The 15,172-nt window shown below is 58.5% G+C and carries 13 protein-coding genes and 1 other RNA gene; all 14 read left to right on the forward strand.

The window, feature by feature from the left end; genetic code table 11:
• Positions 1–103: 103 nt before the first annotated feature.
• The 14 genes from rsmI (at position 104) to RGV06_RS18585 (ending at position 15,170) form a co-directional block, all read left to right on the forward strand.
• Positions 104–958 (forward strand): 16S rRNA (cytidine(1402)-2'-O)-methyltransferase, encoded by an 855-nt coding sequence (gene rsmI, locus RGV06_RS18520; protein ID WP_037032029.1) that lies wholly within the window; start codon positions 104–106, stop codon positions 956–958.
• Between the two features lie 140 nt (positions 959–1,098).
• Positions 1,099–1,452: RNase P RNA component class A (gene rnpB, locus RGV06_RS18525), an RNA gene on the forward strand.
• 355 nt (positions 1,453–1,807) lie between these two features.
• Complete coding sequence (gene mraZ / locus RGV06_RS18530; RefSeq protein ID WP_019408593.1) at positions 1,808–2,263, forward strand: division/cell wall cluster transcriptional repressor MraZ; 456 nt, start codon at positions 1,808–1,810, stop codon at positions 2,261–2,263.
• Complete coding sequence (gene rsmH, locus RGV06_RS18535) at positions 2,260–3,207, forward strand: 16S rRNA (cytosine(1402)-N(4))-methyltransferase RsmH (RefSeq protein WP_019823810.1); 948 nt, start codon at positions 2,260–2,262, stop codon at positions 3,205–3,207. The genes mraZ and rsmH overlap by 4 nt, the downstream gene beginning before the upstream one ends.
• On the forward strand, positions 3,204–3,497 hold the full coding sequence (gene ftsL / locus RGV06_RS18540) for a cell division protein FtsL (RefSeq protein WP_019823808.1): 294 nt from the start codon (positions 3,204–3,206) through the stop codon (positions 3,495–3,497). The genes rsmH and ftsL overlap by 4 nt, the downstream gene beginning before the upstream one ends.
• The gene (locus tag RGV06_RS18545) at positions 3,494–5,236 is read left to right on the forward strand and encodes a peptidoglycan D,D-transpeptidase FtsI family protein (RefSeq protein WP_019823807.1); all 1,743 of its coding nucleotides are present in this window, start codon (positions 3,494–3,496) and stop codon (positions 5,234–5,236) included. The genes ftsL and RGV06_RS18545 overlap by 4 nt, the downstream gene beginning before the upstream one ends.
• Complete coding sequence (locus RGV06_RS18550) at positions 5,236–6,699, forward strand: UDP-N-acetylmuramoyl-L-alanyl-D-glutamate--2,6-diaminopimelate ligase (RefSeq protein ID WP_322150811.1); 1,464 nt, start codon at positions 5,236–5,238, stop codon at positions 6,697–6,699. Before RGV06_RS18545 ends, RGV06_RS18550 begins: the two co-directional genes overlap by 1 nt.
• Positions 6,692–8,059, forward strand: a complete 1,368-nt coding sequence (locus RGV06_RS18555; RefSeq protein WP_322150812.1) for a UDP-N-acetylmuramoyl-tripeptide--D-alanyl-D-alanine ligase — start codon at positions 6,692–6,694, stop codon at positions 8,057–8,059. The genes RGV06_RS18550 and RGV06_RS18555 overlap by 8 nt, the downstream gene beginning before the upstream one ends.
• Entirely contained in the window at positions 8,059–9,141 is a 1,083-nt protein-coding gene (mraY, locus tag RGV06_RS18560) for a phospho-N-acetylmuramoyl-pentapeptide-transferase (RefSeq protein WP_019823801.1), read from the forward strand. The genes RGV06_RS18555 and mraY overlap by 1 nt, the downstream gene beginning before the upstream one ends.
• A gap of 5 nt (positions 9,142–9,146) precedes the next feature.
• Positions 9,147–10,493, forward strand: coding sequence for a UDP-N-acetylmuramoyl-L-alanine--D-glutamate ligase (murD, locus tag RGV06_RS18565; protein WP_019823799.1), 1,347 nt, complete (start codon positions 9,147–9,149; stop codon positions 10,491–10,493).
• Complete coding sequence (ftsW, locus tag RGV06_RS18570; RefSeq protein ID WP_416194560.1) at positions 10,490–11,704, forward strand: putative lipid II flippase FtsW; 1,215 nt, start codon at positions 10,490–10,492, stop codon at positions 11,702–11,704. The genes murD and ftsW overlap by 4 nt, the downstream gene beginning before the upstream one ends.
• The gene (gene murG / locus RGV06_RS18575; protein WP_019823794.1) at positions 11,694–12,764 is read left to right on the forward strand and encodes an undecaprenyldiphospho-muramoylpentapeptide beta-N-acetylglucosaminyltransferase; all 1,071 of its coding nucleotides are present in this window, start codon (positions 11,694–11,696) and stop codon (positions 12,762–12,764) included. Before ftsW ends, murG begins: the two co-directional genes overlap by 11 nt.
• The gene (gene murC / locus RGV06_RS18580) at positions 12,757–14,217 is read left to right on the forward strand and encodes a UDP-N-acetylmuramate--L-alanine ligase (RefSeq protein WP_019823792.1); all 1,461 of its coding nucleotides are present in this window, start codon (positions 12,757–12,759) and stop codon (positions 14,215–14,217) included. The genes murG and murC overlap by 8 nt, the downstream gene beginning before the upstream one ends.
• Complete coding sequence (locus RGV06_RS18585; protein ID WP_046809740.1) at positions 14,214–15,170, forward strand: D-alanine--D-alanine ligase; 957 nt, start codon at positions 14,214–14,216, stop codon at positions 15,168–15,170. Before murC ends, RGV06_RS18585 begins: the two co-directional genes overlap by 4 nt.
• The last annotated feature ends 2 nt before the right edge of the window (positions 15,171–15,172 follow it).

The following is a 15,172-nucleotide window of genomic DNA, read 5'->3' on the forward strand; positions in this document are numbered from 1 at the left end:
GGCGGTTTGCGGCCTGCAGGGTGGGTGCGTTCATGAGGGCTCTACGCGCTACAATGGCGGCTTTAACTCTTATGAGGTGTGCGTTTTGACTGCTCCAGGTGATTTGAATTCCGTTCTTGGCTCACTTTATGTGGTGGCCACGCCCATCGGTAACCTGGACGACATCAGTGCGCGCGCGCTCAAGGTCTTGCGTGACGTGTCACTGATTGCGGCCGAAGACACGCGCCACTCCCTGCGCCTGCTGCAGCATTTTGGTATTTCAACGCCGCTGGGCGCCTGTCACGAACATAACGAGCGTGATGAAGGCAGCCGCTTTATTCAGCGTTTGCTGGCCGGTGAAGATGTCGCATTGATTTCTGATGCGGGTACGCCGCTGATCTCCGACCCGGGTTATCACTTGGTGCGTCAGGCGCGAGCGGCTGGCGTCAGGGTTGTGCCGGTGCCGGGTGCCTGCGCCTTGATCGCGGCCCTGTCTGCGGCGGGGCTGCCTTCTGATCGCTTTATTTTTGAAGGGTTCCTGCCTGCCAAGGCTGTCGGGCGTCGTTCGCGTCTGGAATTATTAAAAGAAGAGCCCCGCACGCTGATCTTTTACGAGGCGCCGCACCGGATTCTTGAGTGCCTGCAAGATCTTGAGCTGGTATTTGGGTCAGAGCGCCCGGCATTGCTGGCGCGCGAGCTGACCAAGACATTCGAAACACTCAAGGGTTTGCCCCTGTCCGAGTTGCGTGCATTTGTTGAAGGCGACAGTAATCAACAGCGCGGCGAATGTGTTGTGCTGGTTGCGGGCTGGACCGCGCCAGAAACAGATGAAGTGGTCAGTAGTGAGGCGATGCGTATTCTCGACTTGCTGCTTAAAGAAATGCCACTCAAGCGTGCGGCTGCACTTGCCGCTGAAATAACCGGTGAACGCAAAAACGTCTTGTACCAAGTTGCACTTGAAAAGCAGAAAGCAGAGTAACAATTGATATCAGGTGATGGCGTTTTGATGTCTTTGCATGTATTGCCCCGTGACTAAAGGCCGCAACTCAGGCAATTCAACCTGCCTTGCGGCGTTTAACGCTTGTTCTATACGCTCTGTACAGTTAATCTTCGCCCCGGAGAGTCGATTGGACAGTCGCTGCCTTCTATGAAAATTAGGGGGGGGAGGAAAGTCCGGGCTCCATAGGGCGAAGTGCCAGGTAATGCCTGGGAGGCGTGAGCCTACGGAAAGTGCCACAGAAAATAACCGCCTAAGCGCTTCGGCGCCGGTAAGGGTGAAAAGGTGCGGTAAGAGCGCACCGCACGACTGGCAACAGTTCGTGGCTAGGTAAACCCCACTTGGAGCAAGACCAAATAGGGTTCCAAGGCGTGGCCCGCGCTGGAACCGGGTAGGTTGCTAAAGATGTCCAGTGATGGCCATCGTAGACGAATGACTGTTCACGACAGAACCCGGCTTACAGATCGACTCTCCACCTTTTTTTCTTCTGCTTGCCCTGCAGGCAGAATGCTATATCAGACAGCGCTTAATCCCCCGCCGACATTTGCAAGATTAATTCCCGACGTAATGCCGAAAAGTTCTTACTCTTAACAAACTACTTTAAGTTTGAAGTCCAGGGCTTTGAATTCGCTGCGCCTTGCTCGTCAAAAAACCCCTCCGCTTACTGCTCTACGTCTATTTACCCTCCTAAATCTCAGTTATGTAAGGGTTTTCCTGTGGGTCGCTCCTTGACGGTGTGGTGGGCGCATTCCTATAGTGTGCATAAGTGGTGGAAAGTGGCATAAAGTGGGTTTTCTAGACGTAAAACGCTAATATTTGGAGATGCGACCAGTGTTTCGCGGAGCCAACGCAATCAGTCTCGATGCCAAGGGCCGTCTCGCAATGCCGAGCCGGTACCGTGACGAGCTGATTTCGCGAAGTTCCGGGCAGCTGATCGTGACCATCGATGCGGTAGATCCCTGCTTATGTGTGTACCCCCTTGATGAGTGGGAATTGATTGAAACCAAGCTACGGGCGTTGCCTTCGTTGCGTGAAGAAAACCGCCGCTTGCAACGTCTGTTGATTGGTAATGCCGTCGATCTTGAACTCGATGGCAGTGGTCGTTTTCTGGTGCCGCCGCGTTTGCGTGAATATGCCAAGTTGGATAAGCGCGCGATGTTGGTAGGCCAGCTAAACAAGTTTCAACTGTGGGACGAGGATGCCTGGGAAGCTGTTTCTGCCGCTGACCTTGCAGCCATTCAACAACCGGGCGCGATGCCTGACGAACTGCGTGATTTAATCCTGTGACTATAGATAGCGGCTTCAACCACATCACCGTACTGCTCGACGAAGCCGTAGAGGCTCTCGCCGTACGTCCTGATGGATGCTATCTGGATGGCACCTTCGGTCGCGGCGGACATAGCCGCCTGATACTCCAGAAGCTTGGCCCTGAGGGGCAATTGCTCGGGTTTGATAAAGATCCACAGGCGATTGCCACCGGGCAAGCGCTAGCGGCCGAAGACGGCCGCTTTGTTATTGTGCAGCGCAGTTTTGCTGAAATGGGATCCGAAATTGCCGATCGCGGTCTGGCCGGTAAGGTTGACGGTGTGCTGCTCGATTTGGGTGTGTCTTCACCGCAACTTGACGATCCGGAGCGCGGCTTCAGCTTCATGAATGACGGCCCTCTGGACATGCGCATGGATCCGGACCGCGGCATCAGTGCTGCCGAGTTCGTTAACACAGCATCCCAGGAAGAAATCGCCCGCGTCTTCAAAGAGTATGGCGAAGAGCGCTTTTCCGGTCGCATGGCTCGCGCGGTTGTAGAGCGTCGAGATATCAAGCCGTTTGAGCGCACCGGCGATCTGGCTGAAGTGTTGAAAGTGGCCAATCCGGCCTGGGAAAAGGGCAAGCACCCTGCAACCCGTACTTTCCAGGGTTTGCGTATTCACGTGAACAACGAACTGGGTGACCTTGAGGCTGGCCTTGAGGCTGCATTGGAGTCCCTGGCAATCGGCGGCCGTCTGGTGGTGATCAGCTTTCACTCCCTGGAAGACCGTATCGTCAAATTGTTCATGCGCAAACTGGTCAAGGGCGAACCCGACAACCTGCCGCGCGGCTTGCCCGTTCAACACGTTGCTTTTGTTCCGAAAATCAAAATTCACGGCAAAGCCCAGACCGCGTCCGATGCCGAACTCAAAGCCAATCCACGCTCGCGCAGCGCTGTAATGCGCGTCGCGGAGAAGCTTCGTTGAACAAGCTCTTCGCCAAACCACTTCCCGGCGGAAGTTTTTTCATGCTGCTGCTGTTTATTGGCGTCCTGGTTTCGGCTGTGGGCGTTTCTTACAGCGCCCACTGGAACCGCCAGTTGCTCAACACCCTATACGGTGAACTGAGTGTGCGTGACAAGGCACAGGCGGAATGGGGGCGTTTGATTCTCGAACAAAGCACCTGGACCGCCCATAGCCGTATCGAAACACTGGCCAGCGAACAACTGAAAATGCGCATTCCTGGCGCAGCAGAAGTTCGAATGGTGGCGCCATGATCAAACTCGAGGGCGCGCTCTATCCGTGGCGTTTTCGTGTGGTGCTGGCATTGCTGGCACTGCTGGTAGGCGCGATCGCGTGCCAGATCGTTTACCTGCAAGTGATCGACCATGACTTTCTCAAGGGGCAGGGCGATGCGCGCAGCTTGCGACATATCCCGATCCCTGCTCACCGTGGCCTGATTACCGATCGCAATGGTGAGCCGCTGGCCGTTAGTACGCCGGTGACCACCCTGTGGGCCAACGCCAAGGAAATGCAGGTTGCCAAAGACCGTTGGCCAGCCTTGGCGCACGCGCTCGGGCAAGACCCTAAAGTGCTGACGGCGCGTCTGGAACAGCAAGCCAATAAAGAATTTATCTACCTGGTCCGGGGCCTCACCCCTGAGCAGGGCCAGGTTGTGCTCGACCTCAAGGTGCCGGGCGTTTATGGCATTGAAGAGTTCCGCCGTTTTTACCCTGCCGGTGAAGTTACGGCCCACATGGTCGGCTTTACCGATATCGACGATAAAGGTCGTGAAGGCGTTGAGCTGGCCTATGACGAATGGCTGGCCGGAGTTCCGGGCAAGCGGCAGGTGATCAAGGACAGGCGCGGGCGTCTGATCAAAGATGTGCAAGTGACCAAAAACGCCAAGGCAGGTAAGACCTTGGCGTTGTCGATTGACCTGCGCCTGCAGTATCTGGCCAACCGCGAACTGCGCAATGCGCTGGTCGAGAACGGCGCCAAGGCCGGTAGCCTGGTGATCATGGATGTGAAGACCGGCGAGATTCTGGCGATGGTCAACCAGCCTACCTACAACCCCAACAACCGTCGCAACCTGCAACCGGCGATGATGCGTAACCGCGCCATGATCGACGTGTTCGAGCCGGGCTCGACGGTCAAGCCGATCTCCATGAGTGCTGCGCTGGAAACCGGGCGCTGGAAGCCTACTGACAAGGTTGAGGTTTATCCGGGCACCCTGCAGTTGGGCAAGTACACCATTCGTGACGTATCCCGTTCCGAAGGTCCGGTCCTCGACCTGACCGGCATTCTGATCAACTCCAGTAACGTGGGCATGAGCAAGGTTGCCTTCGATATCGGTGGCGAAGCGATCTTCCGCCAGATGGCCAAGATGGGCCTGGGGCAAGACACCGGCCTGGGCTTTCCGGGTGAGCGCGTCGGCAACCTGCCTAACTACCGCGAGTGGCGCAAGGCTGAAACCGCGACCCTCTCTTATGGCTACGGCGTGTCCGTAACGGCGATCCAGCTGGTCCATGCGTTCTCGGCATTGGCCAACAACGGCAAGCTTGCTCCGCTGACGCTGCTAAAAACCGACCGCCCGCCCGAGTCTGCGCAGGTCATGCCTGAGCAAGTCGCCAAAACGGTGCAGGGCATGCTCCAGGAAGTGATCGAAAACCCTCGCGGTGTATGGCGTGCCAAGGTGCCGGCGTATCACGTTGGCGGCAAGTCGGGTACAGCGCGTAAAACATCTTCGGGCGGCGTCAAAGGCTACGCAGTGAACTCTTATCGTTCCCTGTTCGCCGGCTTCGGCCCCATGAGCGACCCGCGTTACGCGATCGTTGTAGTGATCGATGAACCGAGCAAGGCGGGCTACTTCGGTGGTCTGGTTTCCGCTCCGGTATTCAGCAAAGTCATGTCCGGCACGCTGCGTCTGATGAACGTGACCCCGGATAACCTGCCGACGGCAGCGGAGCAACAAGCAGCCGCAGCCGCGGCAGCAGCCAAAGGAGGGCGCGGCTAATGTCCCTGAGCCTGAACAAGATTTTTCCTCATGCCGGCCACGATCTGCTTATTCGTGAGCTGACTCTGGACAGCCGCAATGTACGCGCAGGTGATCTGTTCCTTGCGGTGCCCGGCGGCAAGCTCGATGGTCGTGAGCACATCGCTGACGCGTTGAAGCGCGGCGCGGCTGCCGTAGCCTATGAAGTGCAGGGTGCAGACGTACTGCCCATCTCTTCTGTTCCCTTGATTCCGGTCAAAGGTCTGGCGGCTCAGCTGTCCGATATCGCCGGGCGCTTTTATGGTGAGCCGAGTCGTCATCTCAACCTGGTCGGCGTGACCGGTACCAACGGTAAAACCAGCGTCACTCAGTTGGTGGCGCAAGCGCTGGATCTGTTGGGGCAGCACTGCGGCATCGTCGGCACGCTGGGCACGGGCTTTTATGGCGCGCTGCAAAGCGGTCGCCACACCACGCCGGACCCTATTGCCGTACAAGCCATGTTGGCCGACCTGAAAAAGGCCGGTGCCAAGGCCGTCGCAATGGAAGTCTCTTCCCATGGCCTGGATCAGGGGCGTGTCAGCGCATTGGCGTTCGACGTTGCCGTGCTGACCAACCTGTCCCGTGACCACCTGGATTATCACGGCACCATGGAGGCTTATGCTGCCGCCAAGGCCAAGCTGTTTGCCTGGCCGGATCTGCGTTGCCGCGTACTGAACCTGGACGATGAGTTCGGTCGCCAACTGGCCGCTGAAAAGCATGGTTCGCGCCTGATTAGCTACAGCCTTGAGGACAGCAGTGCCACGCTGTACTGCCGTGATGCGACCTTTGATGATGACGGTGTCCGCGCCACCGTGGTGACGGCTCAAGGCGAGCACCTCCTGCGCAGTTCCTTGCTCGGGCGTTTCAATTTGAGCAACGTGTTGGCCGCTGTTGGCGCCTTGCTGGGGCTGGATTACGCACTGGACGAAATTCTGGCCGTGCTGCCGAAGCTGGAAGGTCCGGTCGGGCGCATGCAGCGTCTGGGTGGCGGCACCAAACCGTTGGTGGTGGTTGATTACGCCCACACCCCGGATGCGCTGGAAAAAGTATTGCTGGCGCTGCGTCCCCACGCCAAAGGCCAATTGCTGTGCCTGTTCGGCTGCGGCGGCGATCGAGATCGCGGCAAGCGTCCGTTGATGGCGCACGTGGTTGAGCGTCTGGCTGATGGTGTTCTGGTCACCGACGACAATCCGCGTACAGAAGCACCGACGCAAATCTTTGACGACATTCGTGCTGGTTTTGTAGCACCGCAGAACGTCATCTTTGTAGCCGGTCGCGGTGATGCAATCGCTCAAGTCATTGCCAACGCCCACGCTGAAGACGTGATCGTGCTGGCCGGTAAAGGTCATGAGGACTATCAGGAAATCAATGGCGAGCGTCATGATTTCTCTGATCTGGTCGAAGCCGAAAAAGCCCTGAGTATCTGGGAGGTGGCCAATGCTTAAGCCTCTGTTGCTGAGTGAAGTGGCTACTGCTCTGCAGGGGCGTCTGGTTGAAGCGGACTGCCGCTTCAGTGGTGTCAGCATCGACAGCCGGGCGATTACGAAAGGTCAGTTGTTTATTGCCCTGACCGGTCCGCGCTTTGATGGTCATGATTACCTGAATGAAGTAGCTGCCAAAGGCGCCGTTGCCGCCCTGGTCGAGCGCGAAGTACCTGAGTCAGCACTGCCTCAACTGGTGGTCAAAGACACGCGAGAAGCACTGGGTCAGTTGGGCGCGCTCAATCGTGCCGGCTATGACAAACCGGTCGCGGCCATTACCGGCTCCAGTGGCAAGACCACCGTCAAAGAAATGCTCGCCTGCATCCTGCGTACCCGTGGTCCGGTACTGGCGACCAAAGGCAACCTGAACAACGATCTGGGCGTGCCGCTGACGCTGCTCGAACTGAGCGCCGAACACACTGCAGCGGTCATTGAGTTGGGTGCTTCTCGTGTTGGCGAAATCGCCTACAGCGTGGCCTTGACCAAGCCTCATGTTGCCGTGCTCAACAATGCAGGCACAGCCCATGTGGGTGAGTTCGGCGGGCCGGAAAAAATCGTCGAGGCCAAAGGCGAGATTATTGAAGGGCTGGATGCCAATGGCATCGGCGTTCTGAATCTGGATGACAAGGCATTCGCCATCTGGAAGAACCGTGCAGCAGGGCGCAAAGTGCTGAGCTTTGCCCTGGAAAACCCTCAGGCCGACTTCCATGCCAGCGATCTGGCCCGTGACGCACGGGGTTGCACGGGCTTCACGTTGCACAGCCCGTTGGGCGCCGAACGAGTTCAACTCAATCTGCTGGGCAGCCATAACGTGGCCAACGCATTGGCGGCCGCAGCCGCAGCCCATGCCCTAGGTGTCTCGCTATTTGGCATCAAAACCGGCCTCGAAGCCGTGTTGCCAGTGAAAGGCCGGGCAGTTGCCCAATTGACTGCCGATGGCCTGCGAATTATTGATGATACTTACAACGCAAACCCCACCTCAATGTGCGCTGCCGTTGATATACTCGCCGCCTTTTCCGGCCGCACCGTCCTGGTGCTCGGAGATATTGGCGAACTGGGTGAGTGGGCGGAGCAAGGACATCGTGAAGTAGGCGCTTATGCCGCCGACAAAGTTTCAGCGCTCTATGCGGTGGGACCCATGATGGCTCATGCCGTCACAGCATTTGGACACCAGGCTCGTCACTTCGCCAATCAGGCTGACCTGATCAAGGCGCTTCGCGCTGAGCACGAAACAAACACCACTATTTTGATCAAGGGCTCGCGCAGCGCAGCGATGGAAAACGTCGTTGCGGCTTTGTGCGGTTCCAGCGGGGAGAAACATTAATGCTGCTGCTGCTAGCGGAGTATCTGCAACAGTTCTACAAAGGCTTCGCGGTCTTCCAGTACCTGTCCCTGCGCGGGATTTTCGGGGTGCTGACCGCGCTGACCTTGTCGCTGTGCCTGGGGCCGTGGATGATCCGCACCCTGCAAAACCGTCAGATCGGTCAATCGGTCCGTAACGACGGCCCGCAATCCCATTTGTCCAAATCCGGCACCCCAACTATGGGTGGCGCGTTGATTCTGTCGGCAATCACCATCAGTACCCTGTTGTGGGCTGACCTGAGCAACCGCTATGTGTGGGTTGTGATGATCGTGACCCTGCTGTTCGGCGCCATTGGCTGGGTCGACGACTATCGCAAGGTCATCGAGAAAAACTCCCGTGGCCTACCGAGCCGCTGGAAGTACTTCTGGCAGTCGGTGTTTGGTCTGGGCGCTGCGATCTTTCTGTATGCGACGGCGCCAAGCGCGGTCGAAACCACACTGATCCTGCCAATCCTCAAGGACGCCAGCATCCCGCTGGGTATCGGCTTTGTTGTACTGACCTACTTTGTGATCGTAGGGTCTAGCAACGCGGTCAACCTGACTGACGGCCTTGATGGTCTGGCGATCATGCCTACGGTGATGGTGGGCGGTGCGCTGGGTATCTTCTGCTACCTGTCGGGCAACGTTAAATTTGCCGACTACCTGCTGATCCCGTATGTCCCGGGCGCTGGTGAGTTAATCGTTTTCTGCGGCGCGCTGATTGGTGCCGGTCTCGGATTTTTGTGGTTCAACACCTACCCGGCACAAGTGTTCATGGGTGACGTCGGCGCGCTGGCGCTGGGCGCGGCCCTGGGCACTATCGCCGTGATCGTGCGTCAGGAAATCGTGCTGTTCATCATGGGCGGTGTGTTCGTGATGGAAACCCTGTCCGTGGTGATCCAGGTAGCGTCTTTCAAGTTGACCGGCAAGCGGGTGTTCCGCATGGCGCCGATTCATCACCACTTTGAACTTAAAGGCTGGCCCGAGCCTCGCGTGATCGTCCGTTTCTGGATTATCACCGTGATCCTCGTGTTGATCGGTCTCGCCACGCTGAAGCTGAGGTAGAACCTGTGTCTCTGATCGCTTCTGACCACTTCCGCATCGTTGTCGGCCTCGGCAAGAGCGGCATGTCCCTGGTGCGCTTTCTGGCGCAGCGGGGCGTGTCGTTTGCTGTGGCAGACACGCGGGAAAATCCACCGGAACTGGCCACGCTGCGCCGTGACTACCCGCAAGTGGAAGTGCGTTGTGGCGAACTGGATGTCGAATTCCTGTGCCGTGCCGACGAACTGTATGTGAGCCCCGGCCTGGCACTTGCGACTCCGGCCCTGCAGGCGGCGGCGGCCCGTGGCGTGAAACTGTCGGGCGATATCGACCTGTTCGCGCGTAACGCAAAGGCGCCCATCGTTGCAATCAGCGGCTCCAACGCCAAAAGCACTGTGACCACCCTGGTCGGTGAAATGGCGGCGGCAGCCGGCAAGCGCGTTGCGGTCGGTGGCAATCTCGGCACGCCTGCGCTGGATCTTCTGAACGATGACGTCGAGCTGTACGTGATGGAGCTGTCGAGCTTCCAGCTGGAAACCACCAACCAGCTGGGTGCTGAAGTGGCCACCGTGCTCAATGTCAGCGAAGACCATATGGATCGCTACAGCGGCCTGCCGGCGTATCACCTGGCCAAACACCGGATTTTCCGTGGTGCCAGGCAAGTCGTGGTCAATCGTCAGGATGCGCTGACGCGTCCGCTGATGAGTGAAGGTCAGCCGTGCTGGACCTTCGGCCTGGGTGCGCCGGATTTCAAGGCTTTTGGCCTGCGTGAAGAAAACGGCGAAAAATACCTCGCGTTCGAATTTCAAAACCTGATGCCCGTTCGCGAATTGAAGGTGCGTGGTGCTCACAACCAGGCCAATGCCCTCGCTGCATTGGCTCTGGGCCACGCAGTGGGCTTGCCGTTCGATGCCATGCTGCAAAGCCTGCGTCATTTCACCGGCCTTGAGCATCGCTGCCAATGGGTACGCGAGCTTGATGGCGTGAGCTACTACAACGACTCCAAAGCTACCAACGTCGGTGCGGCACTGGCTGCCATCGACGGCTTGGGCATGGACATGGACGGCAAGCTGATCCTGATCGCTGGCGGCGACGGCAAGGGGGCAGACTTCAGCGGCCTGCGTGACTCAGTCGCCAAGTACTGCCGCGCAGTTGTGCTGATGGGTCGTGATGCAGAGTTGATCGCAGAGGCGGTGGGCAATTCGGTGCCTTTAGTGCGCGTCAGTTCGCTGGACGAAGCCATCGAGCAAAGCCGTGCGTTGGCCCAGCCAGGCGATGCTGTGCTGCTGTCGCCCGCCTGCGCCAGTTTTGACATGTTCAAAAATTACGAAGACCGCGGCCAGTTGTTCGCCCGCGCCGTGGAGGTGCTGGCATGATTTTCGGCATCCTCAAACCTTACCCTTCGCCGCTGATCACGGGCCGTGGCATCGACCTCGACTTCCCGTTGCTGGCCGGTTGCCTCGCGTTGCTAGGCCTTGGGCTGGTGATGATTACTTCGGCATCGTCCGAAGTTGCCGCCTTGCAGTCAGGTAACACCCTGTACCACATGATCCGCCACCTGTTTTACATCGTCCTCGGCCTTGGCGCGTGCATCCTGACCTTGATGGTGCCGATCGCGACATGGCAACGCCTGGGCTGGTTGTTGCTGATCGGTGCGTTTGGTTTGTTGGTGATGGTGCTGATCCCGGGTATCGGGCGTGAAGTGAACGGTTCCATGCGCTGGATCGGCTTCAGCTTCTTTAACGTACAGCCTTCAGAAATCGCCAAGGTCTTCGTGGTGATCTACCTCGCGGGCTATCTGGTGCGCCAGCAGAAGGAAGTCCGTGAAAGCTGGATGGGCTTCTTCAAACCATTCATCGTTTTGCTGCCGATGGCGGGCCTGCTGCTGATGGAACCGGACTTCGGTGCCACCGTTGTCATGATGGGCGCGGCGGCTGCCATGTTGTTCCTGGGTGGTGTTGGCCTGTTCCGCTTCGCCCTGATGGTGGCACTGGCGGTGGGTGCAGTGTTTGTCCTGGTACAGGCCCAGCCTTACCGGATGGCGCGTTTGATCACCTTTACCGACCCGTGGTCCGACCAGTTCGGTTCCGGCTACCAACTGACCCAGGCCCTGATCGCGTTCGGTCGCGGAGAGTGGCTTGGCGTTGGTTTGGGTAACAGTGTGCAGAAGCAGTTCTACCTGCCTGAAGCGCACACCGACTTCGTGTTCTCGGTCTTGGCTGAAGAATTGGGCGTAGTCGGCTCGCTGTTGACCTTGGCCCTGTTCGTATTCGTTTGCGTGCGCGGCATGTACATAGGCATGTGGGCCGAGCGCGCCAAGCAGTATTTCTCGGCTTATATGGCCTACGGCTTGTCGTTCCTGTGGATCGGTCAGTTCCTGATCAATATCGGGGTAAACGTCGGTTTGCTGCCAACCAAGGGTCTGACCTTGCCATTCCTCAGTTATGGCGGCAGCTCGCTGGTGATTTGCTGTGTGTGCATGGGCTTGTTGCTGCGCATCGAGTGGGAGAGTCGTACCCACTTGGGCAGCGAAGAGACCGATTTCAAAGAAAGCGACTTCGATGAGGATCCGACCCATGGGCGCTAATGTGCTGATCATGGCCGGCGGCACCGGCGGCCACGTGTTCCCGGCGCTGGCGTGTGCGCGCGAGTTCGAAGCACGTGGTTATACCGTGCACTGGCTCGGTACTCCCCGTGGCATCGAGAATGAACTGGTTGAGCCTGCGGGCTTCAAACTGCACCTGATCAATGTCGCGGGCTTGCGTGGCAAGAGCAAACTGTCGCTGTTAAAAGCACCGTTTGTGTTGCTCAAAGCGCTGTTTCAGGCACGCAAAATCATTCGCCAGCTCAAGCCAGTGTGTGTGCTGGGTTTTGGCGGCTATGTGACAGGGCCTGGTGGTTTGGCCGCGAAAACCTGTGGTGTGCCAGTGATCATTCACGAGCAGAACGCGGTAGCCGGTACGGCCAATCGTCTGCTGGTGCCGATGACCCGTCGTGTCTGCGAAGCCTTCCCTGAAACCTTCTCCGCCTCGGACAAACTGCGTACCACCGGCAACCCGGTACGTCCTGAACTGTTCACGCTTGCGCCACGGGCCGCACTGGAAGGGCGCAAGGCGCGCCTGCTGGTGCTGGGTGGCAGCCTGGGTGCCGAACCCCTGAACAAATTGTTGCCTGAAGCCTTGGCCAAAGTACCGGCTGACATTCGTCCTGAAGTGTTTCATCAGGCAGGCAAACAGCATGGCCAGATTACAGCCGAGCGCTATAACGCGGTCGGTGTCGAAGCTGACGTACAACCGTTTATCAAAGACATGGCCCACGCCTATGGCTGGGCCGACCTGGTGGTTTGTCGCGCAGGCGCGCTGACCGTCAGTGAACTGGCTGCGGCCGGTCTGCCTTCGCTGCTGGTGCCATTGCCCCACGCGATTGACGACCATCAGAGCCGTAACGCCGACTTTTTGGCACGCGAGGGCGCAGCCTTCCTGATGCCGCAAGCGACAACTGGCGCAGCCGAACTGGCTGCACGCCTGACAGAGGTTTTGATGCAACCGGAACGACTCAACAGCATGGCGGCCAATGCCCGCCGACTGGCCAAACCTGATGCGACCCGCAACGTTGTAGATATCTGCCTGGAGGTGGCCAATGGTTGAGAATCAAAAAGCTATGCCACAACCCGAGATGCGTCGTATCCGTCGTATCCACTTTGTCGGTATCGGCGGTGTGGGCATGTGCGGCATTGCCGAGGTGCTGCTGAACCTGGGCTATGAAGTGTCGGGTTCAGACTTGAATGCATCGCCTGTGACCGAGCGTCTTGAATCGTTCGGCGCACACATCTACATCGGCCATCGTGCCGAGAACGCTGCCACCGCCGATGTACTGGTGGTGTCGAGCGCGGTGAACACGTCGAACCCTGAAGTGGCGAGTGCACTGGAACGCCGCATTCCTGTAGTGCCGCGGGCCGAGATGCTGGCTGAGCTGATGCGCTATCGCCACGGCATTGCCGTCGCCGGGACCCACGGCAAGACCACCACCACCAGCCTGCTGGCCTCGGTGTTCGCGGCCGGTGGCCTGGACCCGACGTTCGTGATTGGCGGTCGACTGAATGCAGCCGGCACCAATGCACAACTGGGCACCAGCCGTTACCTGATTGCTGAAGCAGATGAGAGCGATGCCAGCTTCCTGCACTTGCAGCCGATGGTTGCTGTGGTCACCAACATCGACGCCGACCATATGGCGACCTACGAAGGCGACTTCAACAAACTGAAGAAAACCTTCGTCGAGTTCCTGCACAACCTGCCGTTCTACGGTTTGGCCGTGCTGTGCCTGGACGATCCTGTAGTGCGTGAAATCCTCCCGCTGGTCAAGCGTCCGACCGTAACGTACGGCTTCAGTGAAGCTGCGGACGTGCGTGCGATCAATGTTCGCCAGCAAGGCATGCAAACTTTCTTCACCGTGTTGCGCCCGGACCGCGAGCCGCTTGACGTGTCGGTGAACATGCCCGGCAACCACAACGTGCTTAACGCCCTGGCGACCATCTGCATTGCCTCCGATGAAGGCATCAGTGATGAGGCCATCGTTCAGGGGCTGTCGGGCTTTGAGGGTGTAGGTCGTCGCTTCCAGGTGTACGGCGAGCTGCCTGTTGAAGGCGGCAGTGTGATGCTGGTCGATGATTACGGCCACCACCCGACCGAAGTCGCAGCCGTGATCAAGGCCGTACGCGGCGGCTGGCCGGAACGTCGTCTTGTGATGGTTTATCAGCCGCACCGTTTCAGCCGTACCCGTGACCTGTATGACGATTTCGTCCAGGTGCTGGCCGATGCCAACGTGCTGCTGTTGATGGAAGTTTACCCGGCCGGTGAAGAGCCGATTCCGGGCGCTGACAGCCGTCAGCTGTGCCACAGCATCCGCCAGCGCGGTCAATTGGACCCGATCTACATCGAGCGCGGCGTTGAGCTGGCGCCGATCGTCAAGCCGCTGCTGCGCGCTGGCGACATTCTGTTGTGCCAAGGGGCGGGCGATATCGGCCGTCTGGCACCGCAACTTATTAAAAGCCCGCTGTTCGCCGGTGCTGTTGTTGCTACCAGTGAAGGAAAGTTGAAATGACTGCTGCCTACGCCAACCTGTTCTCGACCATTGCCCCTGCCGACTTCGGCCGTGTGGCCGTGCTGTTCGGCGGCAAAAGCGCTGAGCGTGAAGTCTCGTTGAAATCGGGCAATGCCGTACTGGGTGCGCTGCAAAGCGCCGGTGTGGATGCCTTCGGTATCGATGTGGGCGATGACTTCATCACCCGTATCACCCGCGAAAAGATCGACCGTGCGTTCATCATCCTTCACGGCCGTGGCGGTGAAGACGGCAGCATGCAAGGCCTGCTGGAGTGCCTGGGCATTCCTTACACCGGCAGTGGCATCCTCGCCTCAGCCCTGGCAATGGACAAGCTGCGCACCAAGCAGGTGTGGCACAGCCTGGGTATTCCAACCCCACGTCACGCCGTGTTGAGCAGCGAAGCCGATTGTATTTGTGCAGCCAAGGAACTGAGCTTCCCTTTGATCGTCAAACCGGCACATGAAGGTTCAAGTATCGGTATGGCCAAAGTGAATAATGTTGACGAGTTGATCGTCGCTTGGGCCGATGCCAGCAAGTACGACTCGCAAGTGTTGGTTGAGCAATGGATCAGTGGTCCCGAGTTCACCATCGCCACCCTGCGTGACCAGGTGTTGCCTCCGATTGCCCTGGGTACGCCGCATACCTTTTACGACTACGACGCCAAGTACGTGGCCAACGATACCCAGTATCGGATCCCGTGCGGCCTCGACAGTGCCAAGGAACAAGAGCTCATGGACCTCACGGCGAAAGCCTGCGAGGCGATCGGTATTGCCGGTTGGGGCCGTCTGGACGTGATGCAGGACACCGCTGGCCAGTTCTGGCTACTGGAAGTCAACACCGCGCCGGGCATGACCGATCACAGTCTGGTGCCGATGGCGGCCAAGGCTGCGGGTCTGGATTTCCAGCAGTTGGTGCTGTCGATTCTGGCGGCAAGCTTAGAGGCGCGGGGTTAAGT

It is taken from the genome of Pseudomonas sp. CCI3.1 (assembly GCF_034313985.1).
GTDB classification, from domain to species: domain Bacteria; phylum Pseudomonadota; class Gammaproteobacteria; order Pseudomonadales; family Pseudomonadaceae; genus Aquipseudomonas; species Aquipseudomonas psychrophila.

What these genes read in the sequence shown, in the direction of transcription:
- RGV06_RS18545 (WP_019823807.1), top strand. Translation starts at nt 3,494, where the DNA reads ATGATCAAACTCGAGGGCGCGCTCTATCCGTGGCGTTTTCGTGTGGTG.
- RGV06_RS18550 (WP_322150811.1), top strand. Translation starts at nt 5,236, where the DNA reads ATGTCCCTGAGCCTGAACAAGATTTTTCCTCATGCCGGCCACGATCTG.
- RGV06_RS18555 (WP_322150812.1), top strand. Translation starts at nt 6,692, where the DNA reads ATGCTTAAGCCTCTGTTGCTGAGTGAAGTGGCTACTGCTCTGCAGGGG.
- mraY (WP_019823801.1), top strand. Translation starts at nt 8,059, where the DNA reads ATGCTGCTGCTGCTAGCGGAGTATCTGCAACAGTTCTACAAAGGCTTC.
- ftsW (WP_416194560.1), top strand. Translation starts at nt 10,490, where the DNA reads ATGATTTTCGGCATCCTCAAACCTTACCCTTCGCCGCTGATCACGGGC.
- murG (WP_019823794.1), top strand. Translation starts at nt 11,694, where the DNA reads ATGGGCGCTAATGTGCTGATCATGGCCGGCGGCACCGGCGGCCACGTG.
- murC (WP_019823792.1), top strand. Translation starts at nt 12,757, where the DNA reads ATGGTTGAGAATCAAAAAGCTATGCCACAACCCGAGATGCGTCGTATC.
- RGV06_RS18585 (WP_046809740.1), top strand. Translation starts at nt 14,214, where the DNA reads ATGACTGCTGCCTACGCCAACCTGTTCTCGACCATTGCCCCTGCCGAC.